This window comes from Streptomyces sp. NPDC007875 (genome assembly GCF_042868035.1).
Lineage (GTDB): Bacteria > Actinomycetota > Actinomycetes > Streptomycetales > Streptomycetaceae > Streptomyces > Streptomyces antimycoticus.
Genome location: NZ_JBIADZ010000033.1, coordinates 78,568 through 101,935, shown reverse-complemented (window position 1 = coordinate 101,935; position 23,368 = coordinate 78,568). Strand labels below are relative to the sequence as shown.

Sequence of the window (23,368 nt, the reverse complement as noted above, 5' to 3'; positions counted from 1 at the left end):
CCGGAGAGCCGGGCGGCCACTCCTTCGAAGCCACTGAAGACAAGAAAGCATCAGCCACACCCGGCCCTCCCGGGCCGCCTAACAACTTACGGAGATGGCATGAACTTCGAGGACGTCCGCACGATCGGCATCCTGGGCGCCGGAAAAGTAGGGACCGTATTGGCGCGGCTCGCCCTCGCGGCAGGCTACCGAGTGCTGATCGCGGGATCACGCGAACCCGGCGACATCGCTCTCACCGTCGAGGTCCTCACCCCTGGCGCGGTAGCGGTCACCGCGGCCGAGGCCGCGGCCCAGGCGGACATCGCGATCCTGGCCCTTCCCCTGGGCAAGTACCGCAGCCTTCCCGTCGAAGCGCTGCACGGCAAATTGGTCATCGACGCGATGAACTACTGGTGGGAAGCCGACGGCGTACGCGAGGACCTCACCGACCCGCGCACCTCCACCAGCGAGATCGTCCAGGCGTTCCTGCCGGGATCCCGCGTAGTCAAGGCGTTCAACCACATGGGCTACCACGACCTGGAGGACGAGGCCCGGCCCGCCGGGGTGAGGGGGCGCAAAGGGATCGCCATCGCCGCTGACGACCCTGGCGACCGGGCCACAGTCGCCCTCCTCGTGGACGCCTTCGGCTTCGACCCCGTCGTTGCCGGCCCGCTCGCCGACGGCGTGGGATGGGAACCGGGAAGCGAACTGTTCGGAGCCAACACCAGCTCCGAGGAACTGCGCGCCATGCTCGACCGCTTCCCGGCATCAGAGCGCGGCCGGACGGTCAGCGGGTCTCGAGCCGCTGCTCCGGCCGCATCGGCTGATGCGGCGTAGCGAAGGGGTCACTCAGGTGGTACTTGACGGAGCAATCACTCGGCATTAACTTGCTTGGTGAAGCAAATATATCCCGGATGTGCGCCGGGCATCTTTATGAAGGGTTTTGGCATGATCAAGATCGGAATCATCCTCGGCAGCACCCGTCCCGGCCGTAATGGCGCGGCTGTGGCCCGCTGGGTGCACGACATCGCCTCGCAGCGCACCGACGCGGAGTTCGAACTGGTCGATCTGCTGGACTACAAGCTGCCGCACCTCGACGAGGCGCTCCCGCCGTCGCTGGGCCAGTACGCTCAGCCGCACACGCAGGAATGGGCGAGCAAGATCGACTCCTTTGACGGCTTCATCATGGTGACGCCCGAGTACAACCACTCGACTTCCGGGGTACTGAAGAACGCGATCGACTTCCTCTACGCGGAGTGGAACAACAAGGCGGTCGGCTTCGTCAGCTACGGCTCCCTGGGCGGCGCCCGTGCGGTGGAGCACCTGCGCCTGGTGGCGGGTGAGCTGCAGATGGCGGATGTGCGCTCTCAGGTCGCGCTGTCGCTGTTCCACGACTTCGAGAACTTCAGCGACTTCAAGCCCGGTCAATTCCAGGTGGATGCGCTGAACGCCACGCTGGACCAGGTGCTGGCCTGGAGCGGGGCCCTCGCCCCGCTGCGCGCCGCGTAACGGACACATCTGGTCGCCTGAGCGTCGTTCTGCGGAGAGCAGCTGGGGCGGTCAGGTCGACACGGGCTCGGCCGGTGGGCCCCATGGCGGTTGATGACGACGCCATCGCGGGTACCCCACCGGCCCGACCTGCCCGCGCGGACATCGACAACCGGCCGTGTGACACGCGTCAATCCGGACCGGGTCACCGCCGAGCTTCGCCCGGGCGCGGACACCCCGCAGGTCGGGCACGCCCGGGCCCTCGACGCACCGCTCGCCTTCGAAGACCCGCCGGCCGCTGTCTGCGCAAGGACGGTGACCACAGTGGTGACCGAGCCTCAGGGCCTCCGGCGAATTCCGCCGGAGGCCCCTTCTGCTACGCGCCCTCGCCACAGCTCCAGGCATGGAGGGGCCTGGAGGGGGAGCCGCATCACGCTCGTTGCTATTCGGTTCCCACGCCGGACAGAAGCGCCGCCGTGCCTTCGGGAGCCTCCACCGGGAAGTGGTGGCTGCCCAGGTCGACGGGCACGATGTCGAAGCGGTCCCCATAGCGGTCGATCGCTTCCCGCGTCACCAGGTCACGTATCGCGAACACGGTGATCGGCTGCTGTGTCGCACGCAGCGCCGCGTCCATGTCCCAGTGCATCAGACCCTCGATGGAACGCAGACCCGCGGGCTGCCGCACCGCGACCATCTTCTCGAAGTACGAAGCCTTGAGGGCCGTGTCGGTCCCGGCCGGCGAACCTGCCTCGACGAGACCTCGCACCCCTGAGGCGAAGTCCTCACGGAACACGCTCAGCATCGCATCGGTCTGTTCTTCGCTCAGCGCGGGGAACAGGGACAGGTAGTGCAGCGCGTCGAGTGCGACCACATGCGAGACCGTGTCGGGGAGCAGTCGGCCGACCTCGACGGCGACCGCCCCGCCGAGGGAGTGCCCGGCCACGACGCACGTGTCCACCGACTCGGCTTCCAGCACTGCCGCCACGTCGCGAGCGAACTCTTCCATGGTCCAGACGTCCCGCGTCGACCGCGACTCGCCGTGCTCGGCGAGGTCGATCGCGAGCACGCGGTAGTCCTCGGGCAGATGGTCGGTCACCGCGTCGTAGTCGCCGCGGTCGCATGCCCAGCCATGGATGAGAGCCAGAGTCGGCCCTCCGGCCGGACCGCTGGCCGTGTACCGGATCGTCGTGTGGTCCAGTCGCTGAACCTCGAGGTTCTTCCTGGTCCTGCTCGCGGTCGTCACGGTGTCTCCTTGCTCTGTTCCGGATGGTAAACGGTGTATCGGTTCAGTGGCATGAAACGGTGGTCGCCGGAGCCTCCGCGGCGGCCGGCGCCTCGGCCGCACGGGCCATGACGGCACGGGGCTCCGCCCGTACCCGGCTCAGCCGCAGGACGAGGGCGGTGGCAGCGATCACCGCGATCGCCAGCGCGTAGATCCCGGTGGCGGTCCTCACTCCCAAGACGGTGACCGCGATTCCGCCGAGGACGGAGGGCACGCTGTTTCCCAGATAGGCGATGATGTTCGCCAGGGCGAAGACCTCGCTGCGCTCGTGCGGCTTGGCGATCCGGCCGAAGGTGCCGAACGTGGCCAGTACCGACGCGCCCATGCCGAGACCCGAAACGACGGTGCCGACGGCGGCAAGCCAGGCGAGGTCATCGGCGACCCCGGCAAGCGATATCAGGGTGCCGAGTCCGAGCAGTGCGGACGAGGGGGCCAGCAGCGAGGGCGCGGAACGGGAGCGGAGCAGGAAGACCGCGAGCGCTCCGGTGCCCGTCAGGAGCGTCACCACGACGCCGCCGATCAGATGGCTGCGCAGCCCCAACAGCTCGGCCGCGACGGACGGGCCGAGCGAGAGGTACATCCCGGCCAAGGCCCAGCCGGCGATCATGGCCGGCACCACCGGCACGATGTCCGCGCGCAGGTGCGCGGGCATCGCGACCCGCGGGCGCAGGGAGGCGACGGCCCCCGGACGGCGGAGCGACGTCTCCGGCATGAGGGCGACGACCACCGCCGCCAGCATCATTCCGCCGAACAGCAGGGTGTAGACCAGCCGGGTCGGGGCGGGACCGAACTCCACCAGCACACCGCTGCCGAGGGCCCCCAGAGCGAGCCCGGTCAGGGGAGACACCGAGGTGATGACGCCTGCGCGCCCGCGGGCATGCGATGGCTCGAGATCGACAAGAGTGGCGCTCAGGGTGGTCGTCGCCGCCCCGGTCGCGATGCCCTGCAGCACCCGGGCGGCGGACAGGACGAACACGTCCCCGGCGACGTAGAACAGGACGAGCGCGACCATCTCCAGCCCGATCGCCGCGGCGAGTACCGGCCGGCGGCCGAGATGGTCCGAGAGCGCTCCGACGACGAGCAACGAGCCCAGCAGACCGACCACGTAGAGGGCGAAGATGACGGCCAGCACCCACGCCGTGAAATGCCATTGCTGCTGGTAGATCGCGTAGAGCGGGGACGGTGCGCTGGAAGCGGCCAGGAAGAGGACGAGGATGGCGCCGACGTAGGGGAAGGCACCCTTCCACGGTGCGCGGTGCGGATCCGCGGCGGGCGGTCTGGCGGTGACTGCAGGTGGAGCAGGCATGTGGATTCTCGCAGTGATCGATGCGTTAGCGGCTTCACGCTACCGTAAACGCATCGATCGCTGCATTCAAACGCAGTGATCGATGCCATACTGGCCACATGTCCATGCGTGCTTCTCCTCCGCCCCACACCGGCAGCCGGCCCGGCGGCCGCTCCGCCCGAATTCGCGCGGCCGTCCACCGGGCCGTCGAGGAGCTGCTCACCGACGAGGCCGACGAACTGCTGACGATCCCGGTCGTGGCCGCCCGCGCAGGCGTGCACGCCACCACCGTCTACCGTCGTTGGGGCTCCGTCGGCGAACTGCTCACCGACGTCGCGACCAGCCGTTTCTCCGGGGATATCGTGGTGCCGGACACCGGAAGCCTCCGCGAGGATCTGGAGCGCTATGCGTCCGACCTCGCCAAGGACCTCAACGACCCGGACACCCTCCCCCTGGTGCGGGCCACCATCGGCACAGCCGGAGATCAAGGCGCCAGCGCATGCACGGGAGAGCGTCGGCAACAGCTCCAAGCCATGCTCGAACGGGAAGAGGCCCGGGGCAATCAGACCCCGACCGTCGAACGCGTCACGGACGCCGTGATCGCCCCCCTCTACTACCGGGCGGTCTTCACCGACCAGGCCCTCACCCCCGAATGGACACGCAGTCTGGTCTCACACCTGCTGCCGGACTGACAACACCCACCCCCGACCGTTTGGCGCTCCAGGCGAAGGGACCCATGGGGTTGACGGAGGTACGGCCGGCGGACCTCGCCCCATGGGATGACTTCTCAGCCGGCCCGCATCTTTTCGTACAGGGCCGGGTCGTGGGCGCAGATGATCGCCAGGTCGGGTTCGGCGCGCCGGTGCAGCTCGGCGAGCCGGGCGTGGTTGGCGCGGACCTGCTTCAGGTCGTACGCGACGGCCGTTTCCATGGTGCGCAGGGCTGCGGGCACGGGGGCGCGGCCGTCGAGGGTGCCGGGGTGGTAGAAGGCGTCGCCGGCGTGCAGGATCCAGCGGGAGCCGGCGTCGACCGCGACGCAGGCGTGGCCGCGGGTATGGCCGGGGAGCGCTACCAGGGCGATGCCGGGCGCGACGGAGTCGAGTTCCTTGGCGGCGGCGAATCCGCGCCACGCTTCGCCGTCCGGGCTGTGTTCGATGATGTTCGGGCCGTGGGCCCACTGGGCGGGGCGGAAGCGGAGGCGTTCGCGCCAGGAGGGGGTGTGGATCGCGCCGTGTGCCTCGGCCGCGGTGAGGTGGACGGTGGCGTGCGGGAAGTCGGCGAGGCCGCCGATGTGGTCGGAGTCGAAGTGGGTGAGGACGATGTGGCGGACGTCGTCGCGGTGGAAGCCGAGCCGTTCGACCTGGCGGGCGGCGGTTTCGTCGGGGTCGAGGGCCGGTCTGAGGTAGTGGCGGGCCGGGCCCACGCGGCGGCCGGGGGTGGCGATGTCGATGAGGCCGAAGCCGGAGTCGACGAGCACGAGTCCCTGTGTGTCCGTCTCGAGGAGGAGGACGTGGCAGACCAGGCGCGGTCCGCCGCGCAGGTGCATGGTGCCGCAGTTGAGGTGGTGGACCTTCACGACAGGTCGGCCTTCGGTGTGTTGACGAGGGCGGGGTGTGGGGCGCCGCCGGCTTCCTTGACGAGTCCGCGCAGGCAGCGGACGGCCAGGAGCCAGTTGCGCGGGTTGCGCAGGTTCAGGCCGCCGAGCAGCTGTTTCAGCAGCGTAAGGCTGTCGAAGTAGACCCGCTCGCAGACCAGGTTCTCGCCGCCGTTTCCGTCGTCGTCGAAGATGAAGTACGCGCTCATGCGGACACGGAAGCGGTTTCCGGTGGGCGGGATCGCGCCCAGCGGGCCGAGGTGCGTGCCCAGCAGCCAGAATTCGACAATCACGGCGTCGTCGCTGTGGCGCAGGGCGATGATCTCGTGGTCCTGGTCGGGGAAGGCGCGGCGGCTGTCGCGGTAATAGCCGCGTACGGCCGTGTCGCCGTCGTGGACCGTCATGGTGGGGATCAGTTCGTAGCGCGGGTGCGGGAAAGTGGCCAGGACGTCGTCCCACTTCTGGTGGACTTCGTCGCGGAAGTGGTCCAGGACCAGCTTCTGGCGGGATTCGCGGGTCTCGTCGCTCTTCATGGTGGTCATCGGTGGGTCACTGCCTTGTGGGTGAAGGTGGGGCTGGTGCCGGGGTTGGTCCAGGCGGCGGTCAACTCGCTGGAGGGGAAGAACTGCAGGAAGCGGGGATCGGCCTGGGCGTGGTCGACGAGCGTCTTCTCGATGATGAGCGAGTTGTACTGCTCGGCGGTCGTCTCGATGGTGTTGGCGTTGAGGACGAGCTCCTGCTGCCAGGTGTGAGCCCAGCGGGCGATGCCGGGCATGCGGGAGTGCTCTGGGGTCAGGCACTCGGCGGCGATGGCGTTCTCGCTGGACGCCCAGATGCCGCTGGAGGTGTTCAGCACAAGGGTCTGGTTGCCCAGAACGTGGCCGGGGGTGGCGATGACCGCGACACCGGGGCCGAGGAGCAGCGAGCCGTCGACGGCGAGCAAGGCTTCGGGCCGCACGTCCCGGTAGGCGTCGGGCTGGTACCAGGGCCGCTGAAGCGGGTGGAGCTCGGACATGGCCAGCAGTTCACGCCGCTGCACGATCACCTTGGCGTGGGGGAACACCGGCTCGACGGGGCCGTCACCTAAATCCGGCTGGGGTGTGCTGGTGCCGATCCATCGGCGCAGATCCTGGGTGTGCAGGTGGTCGAAGAGGAGATAGTCGACGTCCTCGGGCGCGATGCCGAGCCTGGCCAAGTGCCCGAGGACCGTGCCGTGTTCGGTGACCATCAGGGATCGCACCGGGCCGGGTGTACGCCGCGCCAGCGCGGCGAAGTACGGGGTGCTGCGGCCGAGTTCGACATCGCTCGGCTCGAACAGGAGCACCCGCCGCCGCCCGTCGCTCTCCGTCCAGCGGACGACGAGCATGCGGTTGGTGATGGCGAGGAACGGGGCGATGGCCCGGGAGGCACGGAAGAGGCCGAACCGGGTCGGATAGGGCAGGGTCACCAGGTCGCAGGTGGTGACGCTGTCCGGGGTACCGGTCGCCGCGAACTCGGAACGCAGCGCCTTTGCCCGCGTACGGGCCCACTGGAGCTGTGCGCCGTAGCCGCCGGGTATCTCGTCGAGGCCGGCGAGGGTGGTGATCGGGGTGCCGAGTGTGGGCATGTCGGGGACGTCGGTGTCCTGCCAGGCGAGCTTCATCGATCGAGTCCTTCCCCGGTCGGCTCGTGAAACCAGTGCGATCACTCAACGTGACACTTGCACCGCATGTTTATGGGTCGGGACGCTAGACTTGCGGCGCAAGTGATGTCAAGGGAAGGTGACGCATGACGGCGCGAGGAACCGGCCGTGGCAGGCGGCTCGGCCTGACCCGCGAAAAGGTGATCGCGGCAGCGGTGGCCATGATCGACCGCGACGGCCCCGACGCCTTCTCCCTGCGCAGACTGGCAACCGAGCTCGGCATCGAGAACATGTCGCTCTACAACCACGTTCCGAACAAGGACGCCCTTCTCGACGGAGTCGCCGAAGCACTGCTGGCCGGCATCGCCTTTCCCGAGCAGGAGGGCGGAACATGGCAGGAGCGGATCCGCGCTCACGCCGCCGCCTTCCGCGCCGCCGCCAAGCAGCACCCGAAGGCGTTTCCCCTGGTGCTGACCCGGCCCACGCAGTCGCCCGCCGCCCTGGAAGCCATGCGCTCCACGCTGTCCTGCTTCGACGAACTCCGCCTCGCCCCCGAGGAGATGGTCCACGTCCTGCGCGGCTATACCGCCTTCATGGTCGGTTCGATCATGCGCGAACTGGGTTACGCCATCTACCTGGGCGCCATGGACAACGACCAGGTCCAGCAGCGCACCGAAGCCATCGCGGCCTCCGGCGACCCGCTTCTGACCGCGACCGCGCCTTATCTGGCCGACAGTGATCACGATGCGGAGTTCTTGTATGGCCTGGAGCTGTTGATCTCCGGCCTGGCTGCCAGGGTCGGCGTTCCCTACGACGACGACCGGACGCCGAAGACGGCACCGGGTGTCTGAGCTCCGGGGTCCGCGCCGGTACGAAGGGCCGGCTCGGTCCCGGGCAAGAACGTAGGGAAGTTTGAGCAGCCCGGGTCACTTGCTCCTGCCAAGGCGGCCGCCGCCTCATGTGAGGATGTGGCAATGGCATTGCTGAAGAGGCGCGGGAGGCGGACGGTCGGGCTCGTGGCCGCGGCGAGTGCGGCGCTGGCGCTGACCGCCTGCGGCCCGGGCGGCTCCGACGACGGAGACTCAGGGGACCGCGAGGCGAAGTACAAACGCGTCATCGAAGACGCCCACCCGCGCCCCGCCGATGTCATCGAGGCAGCCGGCGCACCCACCGGCGTGGCCCGCGCGGACGACGGCTCGCTGCTCCTGGCGTACAACGCCGGCAACGTCGAGGACGACGAGGGGCCGGCCGCCACCGCCTGGCGCATCGTCGGCCCCGACGGCCATACGGTCGCCGAGCACGCGGAACACGCGGACGCGGAGGCGGTGCCGGCCGCGTTCAAGGGGGTGCGCGGCGGCTTCGTGCGGGTGCCGCCGGGGGAGGGAGCCGAGGGAGCGTACGCCCTCGATGTACGCGGCAAGCTGCACAAGGTCATCAGCACCGAGACCCCGTTGCGCACCCGCCCCGGCGACGTCCTGCTCGCCGAACTGGAGCCGTCCCTCGTCTACCGCCCCGCCACGCGCACCGTGGCGCCCCCGGCCGGAGTGCTGGACGACGCCATCCGCCTCGATATCGACGAGCGAGGCACGGCCTGGAGTCTGGACCAGCCCCTGACCGAAGACCCCAACCGCGTCGTATGGCAGCGCGACGGTCGTATCCTCGGCTCCACGGTCGTCCCGAAACCGTACACGGGGGGCATCCTCGCCGCGCGGGGTGGCACCGTGGCGCTGTCCCTCACCCGGGGCGAGGGCGTACGCGGTCTGTTGGTGACGACGGACGGCGGCGAGCACTGGCGGACGGTCCTCACCGGCGGCATTCCCTGGAGAGACCTGAAGCGTGGCCCGGAGTCGCTGGTCCTGGAGGCGCTTGCGGACGGGCGGCTGCTCGTCGGTGAGGAAGACGGCCGCTACTGGCTCGCCGATAACCGCACCAACAGCTCCTTCCGCGAACTGAGGACGCCGGCGAAACTCACGTCGATGACCGTCGACGGCACGACCCTGTACGGCATCGCGGACGCGACGACGGCGACGTACGACCTGGTGAAGGGCGAAGGGCTATGGATCTCCCGCGACGGTGGACGCGAGTGGCGGCGCTACGAGCAGCGCGGGTAGCGGCATAACGGGTGCGCGTGGAGCGTCCGATGACGAGCGGCCGCCGGGAGCCGCCACCCCGGCCGGGATGACACCGACCTTGCCCGACGGACAGACCGTGCGGCTCCGGCTCCACCGGCGCCGGGAGGCCCCAGGCCCGTACCGGTGGCGCGCGCTTGCCGGGGGTGCCGTCCTGGCCTGCCGCCGATGCCCTCCGGGAAGCGGGGATCGTCCGGGGAACCCGGTGGCAGCCGCCTCGTCAGCGCTGATGCCCTGACGAAAGCGCAGGTCGCCGGGGTTCCGCACAATGAGACACCTAAAGGTGTCCATTGACAGCGGCTTCTGCGGTCACGACCATATGGGGTATGCACTCGACGCATCCGGGCGTGCTCTGCCGCTACGTGGACTACCTGCGCACCTCCAGCGCTCTTTGTCGCTGAGCGCGATTCTCACCGTCCCCTGGGAGCGCTCGGCACCTTGTAGGTGACCGCTTCCCGCCACCGGCCCGGCCCGGAATTTCTTTTCAACTCCCGTGATCCGGGGGCGATCAGACGCCCCCGGATCGACGGACCGTGCTCCGGCCCTCCCCCCGGAGCCCTGCGCGGTGTTCGTGGGTGCGGTGATCGGCGCGACGGGCCGCGTCCCCGCCGGTGACGGTCCCCGTCCGCCGCGCCGACCACCACGCCCCCGGGGGACCGGCCCCTTCCGGGCGCCGCACCCCGTACGACCACGACCGCCGACGCGACAGCCACTCCGGAGACCCCGTGACCTCCACCACCGACCGGACCCATCGCCCCACCGCCCTGCCGCCCCTGGACTTCGACCGGCTTCCCGCGCTCACCGCGGCCCTGGCCGCTCGCGCCCCCGCACACGACCGCGATGCCTCCTTCCCCACCGAAGGGGTCGCCCTGGTCCACGAAGCCGGGCTGCTCACCGCCACCGTTGCCACACGGCACGGCGGGCCCGGGGCCGGGCTCGCCGACACCGTCCGCATCCTGCGCGCCCTCGGCGCCGGGGACCCGGCCGTGGCCCTGGTGACGGCCATGACCCTGTTCGCCCACGCCGCCGAGGCCCGTACGCCCGCCTGGCCGGCCACCGTCTACGGCGACTTGCTCGCCGAGTCGGCCGCGGGCCCGGCCCTGGTCAACGCCCTGCGCGTCGAGCCGGAACTCGGCAGCCCGATCCGCGGCGGGCTGCCCGCCACCACCGCGCGGCGCGACGGTGGCCACTGGCTGCTGACGGGCCGGAAGATCTACTCCACGGGGGCGATCGGGCTCAGCCGCATGCTGGTCTTCGCGCGCACCGAACCCGGCGACGGGGAGCCCGTGCGCGTCGGCACCTTCATCGTCCGCATGGGCAGCCCCGGGCTGACCGTGGAGCCGACCTGGGACCACGTCGGTCTGCGGGCCAGTCGCAGCGACGACGTCGTCCTGGATTCCGTACCGGTCCCCGCCGAGGACGTCATCGGCCTCACCGAGCCCGGCGACAGGCCTGGTGCCCGCCCCGACCCGGTGACCGGGGCCTGGAACGCCCTCGGCCTGACCGCGCTGTACCTCGGCGTCGCGGGCGCCGCCCGCGACTGGCTGACCGGCTTCCTCCACGAGCGCGTGCCCACCGCCCTCGGCGCGCCGCTCGCGACCCTGCCCCGCTTCCAGAGCGCCGTCGGCGAGATCGAGACGGCCCTCATCGGCGCCGACACACTCGTGGACGCGCTCGCCGCCCGCGTCGACGCGGGCGACCCGGAGGCCGTCGAACAGGCGGGCGTCGCCAAGGTCCTCGGCACCCGCGCCGCCATCACCGCCGTCGACCAGGCGCTCACGCTCACCGGAAATCACGGCCTCACGCGCGCCAACCCGCTCCAGCGGCATTACCGGGACGTGCTCTGCAGCCGCGTGCACACCCCGCAGGACGACTCCGTCCTCACCGCCACCGGCCGCGCGGCACTGGCCCGCGGGTTCACGTCCGCCGCGTCCAACCCATCCGCCCCGAACGACAATTGACCCATGACCCCACACTCCCCATCGCCCGCATCGTCGGTCGATTTCATCGGCATGATCGAGACCCAGGAGGCCCGATGACCACCGCACCCACCGTGCCCGCCGCCACGGTGCACAGTTGGCAGCCACCCACCGGAATCCTGCCCCGGGGCACCCTCCTCGTCCTGCCCGGCCGCGGTGAACACGGCGGTACATACGAGCGTTTCGGCCGCAGGCTCGCGGCGGACGGCTATGTCGTACACGCCCTCGATACAGCCCCGGAGCACACGGCACGAGAGGTGCTGACCAAGGTGGCGGCGGCCGCGGGTGAACGCCCGGCCGCGCCGCTCGTCCTCATCGGCAGCGACACCGGCGCCCTCCAGGCCCTGCACGCGGCCGCTGCCACCGATGCGCCGCTCACGCCGGCGGGCCTGATCCTCGCCGGAACCGCGCCGACGACGGAAGGGCCCGCGCCGACGACGGAAGGGCCCGCGCTCACGACGGATGGGCCCGCGCCGGCCACCGGTTCCGCGGCCGACGACCACGGCTCCGACTGGGAAGCCGAGTTGGCGGCGCGCACCGCTTGCCCGACCCACCGCAAGAAGATCACCGACGACCGGGAGTTCGTCCGAGGCCGGCTCTTGGGCCCCGTACCGGCGCATCTGCTCCCCGACACCCGGCCCGGCCTCCCCGCCCTGGTCCTGCACGGTCAGGCGGACCCGATCTCTCCGCTGGAGCAGGCCCGCGGCCTGGCCGAACGGCTGCCACACGCGACCCTGGGCGTACTGCACGAGGGCGTGCACGACGTGCTGAACGACGCCACCCACCGCACCACGGCAGCCACCATCGTGCTCTGGCTGGAACGCCTGCGCGCCGGCCGGGAGATGGGCCCGCTCCTCACCCTCGAAACCGGCGCGCACCCCGCACATTCCTGACCGTCCGGCACCGCCCCCGAGAAGGGATTCAGCATGACCGTGTCCACCGACCGCCCCGCCACCGAACCGGCGACCGCCCCCACCGGAGCCGACGGGGGCGACATACTGCGCCGCACCCTGCGCAGGCACGCGGCCGGCGTCACGGTCGTCACCGTGCCGGGGCCCGCCGGGTTCACCGCGACCTCGTTCACCTCCGTCTCACTCGACCCGCCCCTGGTCTCGTTCTACCTCGGCACCACCGCCTCGACCGCCGGCGCCGTCCAGCGCGCGGACCGCTTCGCCGTCCATGTGCTGGGCGCCCACAACGCCGCGCTCGCGGGGCAGTTCGCCCGCAGTGGCACGGACCGCTTCTCGGGTGTCTCCTGGCAGGACGCGGGCGACGGCCTCCCCGTGCTCGACGGAGTACCGGCCTGGCTCACTGCCCGCGTGACCCGGTGTGAACAGGTCGGCGACCATTTCCTCGTCATCGGCGAGGTGCGGTCCGGAGGCGGTCCCGCCGAGGGCGCTGCCCTCGTCCACCACGACGGAGCGTTCGCCACTACCGTCGGCCTCACGTCGTCGACCGCCATGTGACAGGGAGCCGCACCATGCCGCTGACCTCGAAGCCCCTACGGAAGCTGGGTTTCCTGACCATAGGGCTGTTCGATGAGGCCGACCCTCGCCGGGGCCATGAGTCGACACTGCAGATCATCGAGAGGGGTGAGCGGCTGGGCTTCGACAGCGCCTGGGTGCGCCACCGGCATCTGCAATACGGCATCTCCTCCCCGATGGCCGTACTGGCGGCGGCTTCGCAGCGCACCAGCCGCATCGAGCTGGGCACCGCGGTCATACCCGTGGGATGGGAGAACCCGCTGCGGCTGGCCGAGGACCTGGCGACCGTCGACATCCTGTCCGGGGGCCGGCTCAACCCGGGAGTCAGTGTCGGTCCGCCGAACCACTACGACCAGGTCAAGGGCGCGCTCTACCCCGACACGGCCGACCTCGAGGACTTCAGCCACGAGCGTGTGCGACGACTGCTGGACTTCGTACGCGGCGTACCGGTCACCGACTTCAGCGGGGTCGAGGGCTTCGAGGTGTTCTCCGACCGCGTGCAGCCGCACTCCCCGGGGCTCGGCCGCCGCATGTGGTACGGCGGTGGCAGCCTGCGGTCGGCCCAGTGGGCCGGTGAACACGGAATGAACCTGCTCACCAGCAGTGTCGTGAAGGCGGAGGCGTCCGAGGACTTCGCCGAGATCCAGCTCTCGCACATACGGACCTTCCGCGCCCACCACCCCGACGGCGACCGTGCCCGTGTCTCCCAAGGGCTCGTCGTCATCCCCACCGACACCGCCTCGCCGGAGCAGCGCGCCAAGTATGAGCAGTACGCCCTGCAGCGCATGCCGCGCACCGCCACGCCCCAGGGACCGGCGCGCATGATGTTCGCGCCCGATCTCGTCGGCACCTCCGAGGAGATCGCCGAACGGCTCGCCCGCCATGCCGCGTTCCGGGAGGTCGACGAGGTGGCGTTCGCCCTGCCCTTCACCTTCGACCATGAGGACTACGTTCAGATTCTCACGGACATCGCCACCCGGCTCGGCCCGGCACTGGGCTGGCAGGCGGCCCCGTAGCGCACATCACCTCCGCGTCGTCCGACGCGGGCGCGTCACAGTGGGCGCAGCACCCATGACCAGTGGTATGTGCCGGGGCCCAGCCGGTAGCGCGGGAGGGTGTCCGGGCCGCAGGACGCGGTGCCCAGGCCCCGGTGGGCGGCGTCGAGATGGACCACGCACCGCGGCCTGGGGGTCAGCTCGTCGTGGTGGGAGGCGGCCGCGAGGTCGGCCGCGCGGTACCGGGTGACCGAGACCTGGCGGGGCGCGTCCAGCCGTACGCCGAGACCGGTGCCGGTGTCCGACAGCAGCGCGAAGCGGCGTACGCCGGACCGGCCGCCGCTCTCCTGGGGGCGCAGATAAGGGGTGAACAGGCTGTCCACGCGGGCCCGGTGGTGGCCCACCGGGCCGCCCGTCCGCCGGTCCGGGTAGGTCTCCCAGGGGCCCTGGCCGTACCACTGAAGGTGGTTCAGCCCGGCCACCGTCTCGAAGACCGTGCCCACGCGTGCGACGTCGGTCAGCCCCTCGGGGAGGACGGCCGTCTCCTCGATCAGCAGGCCGTCGTCATTGAGGAGGCCGAAGACCTGCTCGTGCTCGACGAGGCCCGCGCCGGTCGGGTAGGCGGAGCGCACGCGGATGCGGCCGTCCGCCCGGTCGACGGAGACGGGCTCGCGGACGAGCCGGTCGAGGCCCAGCGTGCGCCAGTGGTCCGCGGCGCCGCCCAGCAGATCGTTGTCGGTGGGTGCCCGCCACAGGCTCAAGGTGGGCGGGCAGGTCAGCAGCGAATGGCGCAACAGCCCTTCCGCGTCGATGTCGGGGGAGTGGGCGGACGCCGCCAGGGACATCGCCACGGACGCAGCCGGGAGCGGCGCCGGGGCGGGTCGTGCGCGCACCTGGATCTGGGGTGCGCACACCTCGGTGCCGCGCGGCGCCCAGGGCTCGTCGTGGCGCGTGGTCACATGCAGGGTGAGCCATGCCTCGCCGCCGCCGGCGGTGCCCGCGGCGGGCAGTTCGGCCAGCAGCCCGTGGGGCAGGGGCAGGTCCGCTGAGGCCCCGGGCGGGAGGTCGGGCAGTACGGCCGGGGCGGTGCGGGTGCCGCCGTCCTCGACGGACAGCCGCCACTCGGCCGTCAGCCAGGACAGATCGCGGAAGTGCTGGGCGTTGGTGACGCGCGGCGGGCGGCCAGGATCGCTCCGCGCCAGCCGCAGCGGGGCGGCGATCTCGCGGTGCTCATGCATCGCGGGCTTCGGGGTGCGGTCGGGGAAGACCAGACCGTCCGCGCAGAACGCGCCGTCGTTCGGCTCATCGCCGAAGTCCCCGCCGTACGCCCAGCGGTAGCCGTCGGCCGCCACCCCGTGGGCGTAGGCGCCGGACGCGGAAGGCCCGGCGGGGCGGCCCGTGGCCAGGCGCTGGAGGATGCCGTGGTCCCAGAACTCCCAGATGAAGCCGCCCTGGAGACCCGGGGTGGTCTCGATGGCCGCCCAGTGGTCGGCGAGGGTGCCGTTGCTGTTGCCCATGGCGTGCGAGTACTCGCACAGGATGAGCGGCTTGGTCTGCTCGCCGGAGGCGGCGTGCGCGGTGATCTCGTCCAGTGACGCGTACATCGGGCAGAGGATGTCGGAGGCGATGTCCGACCCGGACCAGTCGGTCTTGGCCGCCCCCTCGTACTGCAGCGGGCGGGTCGGGTCGTAGCGGCGCAGCCACCCCGCCGCCGCGTCGTGGTTCGCGCCGTAGTCGCTCTCGTTGCCCAGCGACCACACGATGACGCATGCGTGGTTCTTGTCCCGCAGGACCATGCGCGAGACCCGGTCCACGAACGCGCCCAGATAGCGGGGGTCGTCGGCGATCTCGTGGGCGTGGTCGTGGCTTTCGATGTCGGCCTCGTCGACGAGGTAGAGGCCGATCTCGTCGGCGAGGTCCAGCAGTGCGGGGTCGTTCGGGTAGTGCGCGGTGCGGACGGCGTTGAAGCCGAAGCGCTTGATGGTCTCCAGGTCGGCGCGCATCTCGCCGGGGGTGACGGTGCGGCCGGTGAGCGGGTGGAAGTCGTGCCGGTTGACGCCCCGGATGAAGACGCGTTCGCCGTTGACCAGCAGGTCGTTGCCCACGATCTCGACGGTGCGGAAGCCCACGCGGTGGCGGGAGGTGTCGGCGATGGATCCGTCGGGGCGGTGCAGCCGGATGTCGAGCCCGTACAGCTCGGGTGTCTCGGCGGACCAGCGGCGTACGTCGGGCACGGTCGCGAACAGGCGCGCCTCGCCGAGGAAGTCCGAGACCCGGTCCTCCCGGACGCACCAGGCGGCGTACTCCTCGTCCGGCGCGAGTTCGCCGACCCCGTCGAGGTGTCCGGACACGCGCCAGCCCGCGGGCAGTGGCCCGTCCGCGTGGCGCACCTGGACCTCGACGCGCAGCCGTCCGTCGGCGGGGGCGCTGATCTTCACATCGGCCAGATGCAGCGGATCGGTGGCGTAGAGGAGGACCGGGCGGGTGATGCCGCCGTGCCACCAGTGGTCCTGGTCCTCGATATGCGAGGCGTCGGACCACTTGACCACGGTCAGCCGTACGGTGTTGGCCTCCCCGGCCCGTACCGCGTCGGTGATGTCGAACTCGGACGCGAGGTGCGAGTCCTTGCCGATGCCCACGGCCCGGCCGTTCACCTCGGCGATCAGCACACTGGTCGCGGCGCCGACGTGCAGGATGACGCGTCGCCCGGCCCAGTCGGCCGGGATGTCGACGTCGCGCTCGTGTACGCCGGTGGGGTTGGCGGCGGGGGAGTGCGGCGGAATCTCGGGCCAGGGCATCCGCCAGTTGGTGTACCACGGCAGGTCGCCGGTGTCCTGTGTGGTCCAGGCGCCGGGCACCTTCAGTTGTCGCCAGTCCTCGGACGGGGGCACCTCCGGCGCGGGCAGCAGCTGGAAGCGCCAGTGGTCGTCGTCCAGCGAGATGGCGCCCGCCCTGCGGTCCACGGCGTGCATCGGCAGCCGTCGCCAGGAGGTGAGTTCGGGGGACTCCCAGGGACGCAGGCCCATCGGGCACGGATACGAAGGAGGCGGGTCCATCGGAGGCGTATGCAGTGGACGCGGATCCATCAGCGGATGGCCCCCTTGGCGAGGTCCGCCATGATCTGGCGGGCGCCGATGAAGAACACGACGAGCAGCGGGATCAGGGCGAGCAGCGCGCCGGCCATGACCATCCCGTAGTCGGTGGTCCCGTTGACGCTGTTGAGCTGCGAGAGGGCGACCTGGAGCGTCACATGGTCCGGGTTGATCAGGGCGATCAGCGGCCAGGCGTAGTCGTTCCACTGGGCCATGAAGGTGAAGATGCCGAGGAAGGCGAGGCCGGGCCGGACCACGGGCAGCGCCACGTGCCAGTACTGGCGGAGGAAGCCGCAGCCGTCCAGCCGGGAGGAGTCCATGAGTTCGTCGTGGATGGAGCCCTTCATGTACTGGCGCATCCAGAAGATCCCGAAGGCGTTGGCGGCCGCCGGGATGACGAGCGAGGTGAGGGAGCCGATCCAGCCGAGCTTCGCCATGATCACGAACTGCGGGATGGCCTGGAGCTGGGCGGGCACCATGAAGATGCCCATCATGATGACGAACAGCGCCCGGCGGCCCGGGAAGTGGAACTTCGCGAAGACGAAGGCCGCGAGCGAGTCGAAGAACAGCACGAGGAAGGTCACCGAGACGGCGACGATCAGAGTGTTGAACATCGACCCGAAGAAGTCGATCTTCTGGAAGAGATGGTGGACATTCTCGTCGAAGTGCGAGCCCGGCAGCAGCTTCGGCGGGTACTGGAAGATCTCCGTCGACGAATGGGTCGACATCACGATGGTCCAGTAGAACGGGAAGAGCGAGACGAGCACACCGGCGATCAGCGAGATGTGCAGGGTCAGCCCTCTGGCGCGGGTACCCTTCATGCCTTTCACTATGGTCTCCCTCTACTTTTCCCCGCGCTGTACCAGGCGCCAGTTGACGATCGAGAAGATGGCGACGACCAGGAAGATGCCCCAGGCGATGGCCGCGCCGTAGCCGAAGTCGTTGTTGTCGAAGCTCTGCTGGAAGAAGTAGAGGACCATCGTCTGGCCGGAGTTGCCGGGGCCGCCCGCGAAGGTGGAGGTGTTGTTGGTGTTGGCCAGCAGCACCTGCGGCTCGGTGAAGCTCTGCAGCCCGGTGACGGTCGAGACGACCAGGGCGAAGAGGATGATCGGCCGCATCATCGGCACGGTGATCCGGAAGAGGGTCTGCACCGGCCCGGCGCCGTCGACGCGGGCGGCCTCGTAGAGCTCGCTCGGAATGGTCTGGAGCCCGGCGAGGAAGATCAGCGCGTTGTAGCCGGTCCACTGCCAGGTCATCAGCACGGCAATGGAGATCTTGATGCCCCAGTCCGTGTTCAGCCAGGCCACCTGATCGAGTCCGAGTCCTTGCAACACGGCGTTCGCGAGGCCGAAGTTGGTGGAGAAGATCGAGGTGAAGATGATCGCCACGGCGACGACCGAGGTGACGTTCGGAAGGAAGTACGCGAAGCGGTAGAAGTTCTTGAACCGCACGGCGGAGTTGAGCATCACCGCGGTCACCAGCGCGATGAACAGCATCGGCAGGGTGGCGATCGCCCAGATGATCAGGGTGTTGGTGAGGGAATTCCAGAACTGTCCGTCGCTGAGGAGATAGCGGTACTGCGACAGGCCCGCGTACTCCATCGAGCCGAGGCCGTCCCACCGGTGGAAGGACAGATAGAGCGAGAAGCCCACCGGGATCAGGCCGAAGCACAGGAAGAGCAGATAGAAGGGCGAGATCGCCAGATACAGCCGCCAGTACCCGAGTATGGAGCGGGGCTTGGCGCGCGCGGCGGCGGATCTCACACCGCCGTCGGCCGGTGCGCCGAGCGTGGGGGCGGCACCTACTCCGGTCATGTCAGCACTCCCAGGTGGTCCGCTATGCGCCGGCACTTGGCCATGGCGTCCTTCCACGCCCGGCGGGGATCCTTGCCCAGGGCGTTCACATTGCGCAGTTCGTCGGAGACCGCTTGGTCCAGGGGGTAGTCGTACGGGCTGTGGTAGGCGATCGGGATCTTCTCGGCCGTGGGGCCGAAGACATCGATGGTGGCCTGGCCGCCGAAGAACGGGTCCGGGGCGCGCATCGCCGCCTGCTGGTACGAGGCGGGGGTGGACGGGAAGAGCGTGGCATCGGTGAAACCGCGGGTCTGGTTGTCCGCGTTCAGCAGCCAGGTGACGATCTCGAAGGCCAGCTCGGGCTTGCGGCAGGACTTGGTGATCGCCAGGAAGGAGCCGCCGTTGTTGGCCGGGCCGCCGGGCAGGGCGGCCACCCGCCACTTCCCCTTGGTCTTGGGCACGTTCAGCTTGAGGTCGCCGGCCACCCAGGAGGCGCCGATCTGGCTGGGCAGCAGGCCGTTCTCGGTGGCCGCGTTGGCGTCCGGGGTGCCGGACTGGTACCGGGAGCACAGGCCGCGCTGGTACGCGTCGATCGCCATGTTCCAGGCGCGGCGCACATGCTCGTGGTCGCCGATGAAGCGCCGTTCCTCGTCGACATACCGCAGGGTGCCCTGCGCGATCATGTACTGGTAGATCGTGAGCGCGTCGATGACCATATGGGCGCCGCGGACCTTCTTCTTCAGCCGCTCACCGGCCGCCAGGTACTTCTCCCAGGTGTCCATCTCCTTGCCGACGTCCGCCGGATCGGTCGGCAGCCCCGCCCGGTCGAACACCTCGGGCATGAAGTAGTGGGCGACCGGGCCGGTGTCGATGGGAAAGCCGATCATGCTGCCGTCGGGAGCGATGCCCTCGGCCCACTTCCACGGCAGGTACTGGTCTTTCAGTTTCTCCGCGCCGAGCGTGCGCAGATCGATGAACTGCTCCGCGTTCGGCAGGTACGAGGCCATGTCCTCGCCCTTGAGACCGGTGATGTCGGGTACGTAGGCGCGCCCGGTCATCGTGGTCAGCAGCTTGGATTTGAAGTAGCCGCCGATCTGGGCGGGTTTGAGAGAGACATCGGTGAAGCGCTTTCTGGCATCTGCCACGACCTTGTCGCTCAGCCCGCCGGTCCAGTACCAGAGGGTCATGTTCCGGCCGGTCGAGCCGTTCGGAACCGAGCAGCCTGCCGTGGTGCCGCCGAGCGCCGCGGTCGCCGTGGTGGCGAGGCCCGCGTACAGCAGTGCTCTTCGCGAGAGGTGCACCGCTCCCACCGCCTTTCGGGTAGTACGCACTGCGATTACAGGGTGTGGGGGGTGACGGGTGTGGTGTGCGGGGCGGGGCCGGGGTCCTCGGGGATGCGGTCCGCCAGGAATCCGTAGGTCCGCCGCAGCGCGGGGTCGCGGCTGCCGGTGGTCCGCCACCACTGGTCGACGCCGTGCCAGCCCGGTGCGGCGAGCGCGCCGCCGTGCCGGGTGACGGACAGGCCCGCGGCCAGTCCCGCGAAGCGCAGCCGGTCGGCGAGCGGCCAGCCGGCGAGGGTCGCGGCGGTGAAGCTCGCGCCGAAGACGTCCCCGGCTCCCGTCGCGTCCACGACATCGATGTCGAGCGCGGCGACCTCGGCGGCCTCGCCCGTCGTCTGGTCGATGGCGAGGGCGCCGTGCGGGCCGCGCGTGACGACGGCGACCGGCACGATATCGGCGAGCTTGCCGAGTGCGGCCCGCGCGCTGTCGGTGCGTGTGTAGCCCATCGCCTCGCCCTCGTTGGGCAGGAAGGCGTGGCAGCGGGAGAGTTGGTCGAGCAGCTCGCCGGACCAGGCCCCCGTGGGGTCCCAGCCGACATCCGCGAAGATCTTGGTGCCCGCGGCGGCGGCCTTCGCCATCCACGCCTGGGGCTCGGCGCCGAGGTGCGCGATGGCCGCGCGCGCCCCCGGGGCGCTCGCCATCAACTCGTCCTGCGGATACGGGGGTTCCTGGCCGTGCGTGATCAGTGCGCGGTCGTGTCCCTGGGCGAGCGAGACGGTGACCGGCGTGTTCCAGCCGGGTGCCGTGCGCGAGAGCGCGAGGTCGATGCCCTCCTGCCGGGCGAGGATGTCGCCGCAGTACGCCCCGTAGAAGTCGTCGCCGAAGACGGTGGCCAGCGAGGTGGCGAGGCCGAAGCGCGCGGCGGCCACCGCGAGGTTGGCGATGCCGCCGGGGCCGCAGCCCATGCCCTGGGTCCAGATCTCCTCACCCGGTGCCGGCGGTCGGCCGAGCCCGGTCAGCACGAGGTCGTAGAAGAGCAGACCGGTCACCAGGACATCGGGCCCCGTGGCGTCGGGAGCCCGTTCCCCGGGCGGGGGAGGTTCGGCCACGAGCTCCTCCTCTCGTCAAAAGTGTGCAGAAGTGCAGCGCATTGCAGAGGATCGTGCGGGCTCTGCGCAAAAATGGCAAGAGGGGTGCACGCAGATGCATAGAAATGATTGAGATTGACGAGTAGGCTGCTCGCCGTGCTGGCTGAACGACGACATCAGATGATCCTCCGCGCCCTGCGGTCCGGGGGCCCGGCGGCCGTGACCGACCTCTCCGAACAGCTCGGGGTCTCCGCCGCGACCGTCCGGCGCGACCTGCTGAAGCTGGAGGAGGAGGGATTGCTCACCCGAGTCCACGGCGGCGCGGTCGTCGAGGAGGGCGACCAGCCCTTCGCGGAGGTCGCCGGGGTGCGCGTGGCCGAGAAGGACGCCTTGGCGGTGGCGGCCGCGGACATGATCGAGGACGGGCAGTCCGTGCTGCTGGACATCGGCACCACCGCCTACCGGCTCGCCCGGCAACTGCACGGCCGACGGCTGACCGTGATCACCAGCAACCTGGTGGTGTTCGAGGAACTGGCCGACGACACCGCCGTGGAGCTGGTGCTGCTCGGCGGAGTACTCCGGCGCGAATACCGCTCCCTGGTCGGATTCCTCACCGAGGACAACCTCCGCCAGCTCCATGCCGACTGGCTCTTCCTGGGGACCAGCGGCGTCCGTCCCAGCGGGCAGATCATGGACACCACGGTCATCGAGGTCCCGGTGAAACGGGCGATGATAGCGGCCAGTGACCAGGTGGTGCTCCTCGCCGACGCGGGCAAGTTCCCCGGCACCGGCATGACCAAGGTCTGCGGCCCCGAGGATCTCGACGCAGTAGTGACCAACGCCCCCTCGGACTCGGCCACGTGCTCGGTGTTCGAGCAGGCTGGAGTAAAGGTGGTGCGGGTGTGAAGCTGACCATTCTCGGCGGCGGCGGGTTCCGGGTGCCGCTCGTGTACGGGGCGCTGCTCGCCGACCGATCCCCGGGCCGCGTCACCCATGTCACCCTCCACGACCTGGACGCCGGCCGGCTGGGCGCCGTCGCCCGGGTCCTGGCCGAACAGGCGGCGGCGAGCCCGGGAGGCACCGCCCGGCCGGAGGCCGGGGGAGCGCCGACGGTCTCCCACACCACCGACCTCGACGAGGCGCTGCGCGGCGCCGACTTCGTCTTCTCCGCGATCCGCGTCGGCGGCCTCGAAGGCCGCGCGGCCGACGAGCGCGTCGCCCTGGACCACGGTGTCCTCGGCCAGGAGACGGTGGGCGCGGGCGGCATCGCCTACGGGCTGCGCACCGTCCCCGTCGCCGTCGACATCGCCCGGCGGGTCGCCCGCCTGGCCCCCGACGCCTGGGTCATCAACTTCACCAACCCGGCGGGCCTGGTCACCGAGGCCATGTCCCGCCACCTCGGCGACCGGGTCATCGGCATCTGCGACTCGCCGGTGGGCCTCGGCCGCCGGGTCGCCCGCGCGCTCGGCGCCGACCCGGACCGCGCGTGGATCGACTACGTCGGCCTGAACCACCTCGGCTGGCTGCGCGGCCTGCGCGTCGCCGGGCGCGACGAACTCCCGCGTCTGCTCGCCGACCCCGAGGCCCTCGGCTCGTTCGAGGAGGGCAAGCTCTTCGGCCCAGAGTGGCTCGCCTCCCTCGGCGCGATTCCCAACGAGTATCTGCACTACTACTACTTCAACCGGGAAGCGGTACGCGCCTACCGCGAGGCCGAGCAGACCCGCGGCGCCTTCCTCCGCGACCAGCAGGCGCGGTTCTACGAGGTGATGGAGGAGGGCCACGCCCCGGCACTCGCGACCTGGGACCGCACCCGCGCCGAGCGCGAAGCCACCTATATGGCGGCCAACCGCGAGGCGGCGGGCGCCGGCGAGCGCGACGAGTCGGACCTGGAGTCCGGCGGCTACGAGCAGGTCGCCCTCGCCCTCATGCGCGCCATCGCCCGCGACGAGCGCACCACCCTCATCCTCAATGTCCGCAACCGCACCACGCTGGGCGCGCTCGACGAGGACGCCGTGATCGAGGTCCCCTGCCTGGTGGACGCGAGCGGCGCGCACCCCGTCTCCGTCGACCCGCTGCCCGGCCACGCCACCGGCCTGGTGTGCGCCGTCAAGGCCGTCGAGCGCGAGGTCATGAACGCCGCCGACAGCGGCTCGCGCGCCACCGCCGCCAAGGCGTTCGCCCTCCACCCCCTCGTGGACTCGGTCGCCGTCGCCCACCGCCTCGTCGACGGCTACACCACGGCACACCCCGGACTCGCCTACCTGAACCGCCCGTAGGAG

The 23,368-nt window shown here is 70.4% G+C and carries 21 protein-coding genes; 11 read left to right on the top strand and 10 right to left on the bottom strand.

Features of this window, described 5'->3' with window-relative positions:
* Positions 1-99 precede the first annotated feature (99 nt).
* Entirely contained in the window at positions 100-816 is a 717-nt protein-coding gene (locus ACFYOY_RS41895; protein ID WP_351901700.1) for an NAD(P)-binding domain-containing protein, read from the top strand.
* Positions 817-927: 111 nt separating this feature from the next.
* Entirely contained in the window at positions 928-1,488 is a 561-nt protein-coding gene (locus ACFYOY_RS41890; protein ID WP_351901698.1) for an NAD(P)H-dependent oxidoreductase, read from the top strand.
* Between the two features lie 421 nt (positions 1,489-1,909).
* On the opposite strand, the gene ACFYOY_RS41885 is transcribed toward ACFYOY_RS41890, so the two are convergent.
* Together ACFYOY_RS41885 and ACFYOY_RS41880 are read right to left on the bottom strand one after the other, a co-directional pair.
* Entirely contained in the window at positions 1,910-2,710 is an 801-nt protein-coding gene (locus ACFYOY_RS41885; RefSeq protein ID WP_388593024.1) for an alpha/beta fold hydrolase, read from the bottom strand.
* Between the two features lie 43 nt (positions 2,711-2,753).
* Entirely contained in the window at positions 2,754-4,055 is a 1,302-nt protein-coding gene (locus ACFYOY_RS41880) for an MFS transporter (protein ID WP_351901692.1), read from the bottom strand.
* Positions 4,056-4,153: 98 nt separating this feature from the next.
* Here ACFYOY_RS41880 and ACFYOY_RS41875 point away from each other — a divergent pair, with 98 nt between their 5' ends.
* Positions 4,154-4,726, top strand: a complete 573-nt coding sequence (locus ACFYOY_RS41875) for a TetR-like C-terminal domain-containing protein (RefSeq protein ID WP_388593021.1) — start codon at positions 4,154-4,156, stop codon at positions 4,724-4,726.
* A gap of 95 nt (positions 4,727-4,821) precedes the next feature.
* Here ACFYOY_RS41875 and ACFYOY_RS41870 read toward each other — a convergent pair whose 3' ends face one another.
* The 3 genes from ACFYOY_RS41870 to ACFYOY_RS41860 are packed head-to-tail and all read right to left on the bottom strand — an operon-like array spanning position 4,822 to position 7,270.
* Positions 4,822-5,610, bottom strand: a complete 789-nt coding sequence (locus tag ACFYOY_RS41870; protein WP_351901688.1) for an MBL fold metallo-hydrolase — start codon at positions 5,608-5,610, stop codon at positions 4,822-4,824.
* Positions 5,607-6,170, bottom strand: coding sequence for an ester cyclase (locus ACFYOY_RS41865; protein ID WP_351901686.1), 564 nt, complete (start codon positions 6,168-6,170; stop codon positions 5,607-5,609). The genes ACFYOY_RS41870 and ACFYOY_RS41865 overlap by 4 nt, the downstream gene beginning before the upstream one ends.
* Positions 6,167-7,270: a hypothetical protein gene (locus tag ACFYOY_RS41860; protein WP_388593016.1), complete on the bottom strand. Its 1,104-nt coding sequence runs from the start codon at positions 7,268-7,270 to the stop codon at positions 6,167-6,169. The genes ACFYOY_RS41865 and ACFYOY_RS41860 overlap by 4 nt, the downstream gene beginning before the upstream one ends.
* Positions 7,271-7,395: 125 nt before the next feature.
* On the opposite strand from ACFYOY_RS41860, the gene ACFYOY_RS41855 reads away from it, so the two are divergent.
* From ACFYOY_RS41855 to ACFYOY_RS41830, 6 genes are all read left to right on the top strand, one after another.
* Positions 7,396-8,100: a TetR/AcrR family transcriptional regulator C-terminal domain-containing protein gene (locus tag ACFYOY_RS41855; protein ID WP_351901682.1), complete on the top strand. Its 705-nt coding sequence runs from the start codon at positions 7,396-7,398 to the stop codon at positions 8,098-8,100.
* A gap of 123 nt (positions 8,101-8,223) precedes the next feature.
* The gene (locus ACFYOY_RS41850) at positions 8,224-9,360 is read left to right on the top strand and encodes a hypothetical protein (protein WP_388593012.1); all 1,137 of its coding nucleotides are present in this window, start codon (positions 8,224-8,226) and stop codon (positions 9,358-9,360) included.
* A gap of 743 nt (positions 9,361-10,103) precedes the next feature.
* Positions 10,104-11,339, top strand: coding sequence for an acyl-CoA dehydrogenase family protein (locus ACFYOY_RS41845; RefSeq protein WP_388593009.1), 1,236 nt, complete (start codon positions 10,104-10,106; stop codon positions 11,337-11,339).
* A gap of 74 nt (positions 11,340-11,413) precedes the next feature.
* Positions 11,414-12,250 carry an alpha/beta hydrolase gene (locus ACFYOY_RS41840; protein ID WP_388593006.1) on the top strand — a complete coding sequence of 279 codons (837 nt, stop codon included), beginning with the start codon at positions 11,414-11,416 and terminating at the stop codon, positions 12,248-12,250.
* A 33-nt stretch (positions 12,251-12,283) separates the two neighbouring features.
* Positions 12,284-12,823 (top strand): flavin reductase family protein, encoded by a 540-nt coding sequence (locus tag ACFYOY_RS41835; RefSeq protein WP_351901675.1) that lies wholly within the window; start codon positions 12,284-12,286, stop codon positions 12,821-12,823.
* Between the two features lie 14 nt (positions 12,824-12,837).
* Entirely contained in the window at positions 12,838-13,857 is a 1,020-nt protein-coding gene (locus tag ACFYOY_RS41830; RefSeq protein ID WP_351901673.1) for an LLM class flavin-dependent oxidoreductase, read from the top strand.
* Positions 13,858-13,892: 35 nt separating this feature from the next.
* Here the strand turns inward: ACFYOY_RS41830 and ACFYOY_RS41825 are convergent, their stop codons facing one another.
* Genes ACFYOY_RS41825 through ACFYOY_RS41805 form a run of 5 tightly spaced genes read right to left on the bottom strand, consistent with a single transcriptional unit; the run spans position 13,893 to position 21,110 of the window.
* On the bottom strand, positions 13,893-16,862 hold the full coding sequence (locus ACFYOY_RS41825) for a glycoside hydrolase family 2 TIM barrel-domain containing protein (RefSeq protein ID WP_351901671.1): 2,970 nt from the start codon (positions 16,860-16,862) through the stop codon (positions 13,893-13,895).
* 59 nt (positions 16,863-16,921) lie between these two features.
* A complete protein-coding gene (locus tag ACFYOY_RS41820) occupies positions 16,922-17,749 on the bottom strand; it encodes a carbohydrate ABC transporter permease (protein ID WP_371834508.1) in 828 nt (275 codons plus the stop codon).
* Between the two features lie 21 nt (positions 17,750-17,770).
* Positions 17,771-18,742 carry a sugar ABC transporter permease gene (locus ACFYOY_RS41815; protein WP_351901669.1) on the bottom strand — a complete coding sequence of 324 codons (972 nt, stop codon included), beginning with the start codon at positions 18,740-18,742 and terminating at the stop codon, positions 17,771-17,773.
* On the bottom strand, positions 18,739-20,022 hold the full coding sequence (locus tag ACFYOY_RS41810) for an extracellular solute-binding protein (protein ID WP_351901728.1): 1,284 nt from the start codon (positions 20,020-20,022) through the stop codon (positions 18,739-18,741). The genes ACFYOY_RS41815 and ACFYOY_RS41810 overlap by 4 nt, the downstream gene beginning before the upstream one ends.
* A 35-nt stretch (positions 20,023-20,057) precedes the next feature.
* The gene (locus tag ACFYOY_RS41805) at positions 20,058-21,110 is read right to left on the bottom strand and encodes a PfkB family carbohydrate kinase (protein WP_351901667.1); all 1,053 of its coding nucleotides are present in this window, start codon (positions 21,108-21,110) and stop codon (positions 20,058-20,060) included.
* Between the two features lie 135 nt (positions 21,111-21,245).
* Between ACFYOY_RS41805 and ACFYOY_RS41800 the strand changes: the two genes are divergently transcribed.
* Together ACFYOY_RS41800 and ACFYOY_RS41795 are read left to right on the top strand one after the other, a co-directional pair.
* Positions 21,246-21,995, top strand: a complete 750-nt coding sequence (locus ACFYOY_RS41800; protein WP_014057528.1) for a DeoR/GlpR family DNA-binding transcription regulator — start codon at positions 21,246-21,248, stop codon at positions 21,993-21,995.
* Positions 21,992-23,365, top strand: coding sequence for a 6-phospho-beta-glucosidase (locus ACFYOY_RS41795; protein ID WP_351901665.1), 1,374 nt, complete (start codon positions 21,992-21,994; stop codon positions 23,363-23,365). The genes ACFYOY_RS41800 and ACFYOY_RS41795 overlap by 4 nt, the downstream gene beginning before the upstream one ends.
* The last annotated feature ends 3 nt before the right edge of the window (positions 23,366-23,368 follow it).

Coding starts and splice junctions, on each gene's coding strand:
- ACFYOY_RS41895 (WP_351901700.1), top strand. CDS start 100: ATGAACTTCGAGGACGTCCGCACGATCGGCATCCTGGGCGCCGGAAAA.
- ACFYOY_RS41890 (WP_351901698.1), top strand. CDS start 928: ATGATCAAGATCGGAATCATCCTCGGCAGCACCCGTCCCGGCCGTAAT.
- ACFYOY_RS41880 (WP_351901692.1), bottom strand. CDS start 4,055: ATGCCTGCTCCACCTGCAGTCACCGCCAGACCGCCCGCCGCGGATCCG.
- ACFYOY_RS41875 (WP_388593021.1), top strand. CDS start 4,154: ATGTCCATGCGTGCTTCTCCTCCGCCCCACACCGGCAGCCGGCCCGGC.
- ACFYOY_RS41865 (WP_351901686.1), bottom strand. CDS start 6,170: ATGACCACCATGAAGAGCGACGAGACCCGCGAATCCCGCCAGAAGCTG.
- ACFYOY_RS41860 (WP_388593016.1), bottom strand. CDS start 7,270: ATGAAGCTCGCCTGGCAGGACACCGACGTCCCCGACATGCCCACACTC.
- ACFYOY_RS41855 (WP_351901682.1), top strand. CDS start 7,396: ATGACGGCGCGAGGAACCGGCCGTGGCAGGCGGCTCGGCCTGACCCGC.
- ACFYOY_RS41850 (WP_388593012.1), top strand. CDS start 8,224: ATGGCATTGCTGAAGAGGCGCGGGAGGCGGACGGTCGGGCTCGTGGCC.
- ACFYOY_RS41840 (WP_388593006.1), top strand. CDS start 11,414: ATGACCACCGCACCCACCGTGCCCGCCGCCACGGTGCACAGTTGGCAG.
- ACFYOY_RS41835 (WP_351901675.1), top strand. CDS start 12,284: ATGACCGTGTCCACCGACCGCCCCGCCACCGAACCGGCGACCGCCCCC.
- ACFYOY_RS41830 (WP_351901673.1), top strand. CDS start 12,838: ATGCCGCTGACCTCGAAGCCCCTACGGAAGCTGGGTTTCCTGACCATA.
- ACFYOY_RS41825 (WP_351901671.1), bottom strand. CDS start 16,862: ATGGGCCTGCGTCCCTGGGAGTCCCCCGAACTCACCTCCTGGCGACGG.
- ACFYOY_RS41820 (WP_371834508.1), bottom strand. CDS start 17,749: ATGAAGGGTACCCGCGCCAGAGGGCTGACCCTGCACATCTCGCTGATC.
- ACFYOY_RS41815 (WP_351901669.1), bottom strand. CDS start 18,742: ATGACCGGAGTAGGTGCCGCCCCCACGCTCGGCGCACCGGCCGACGGC.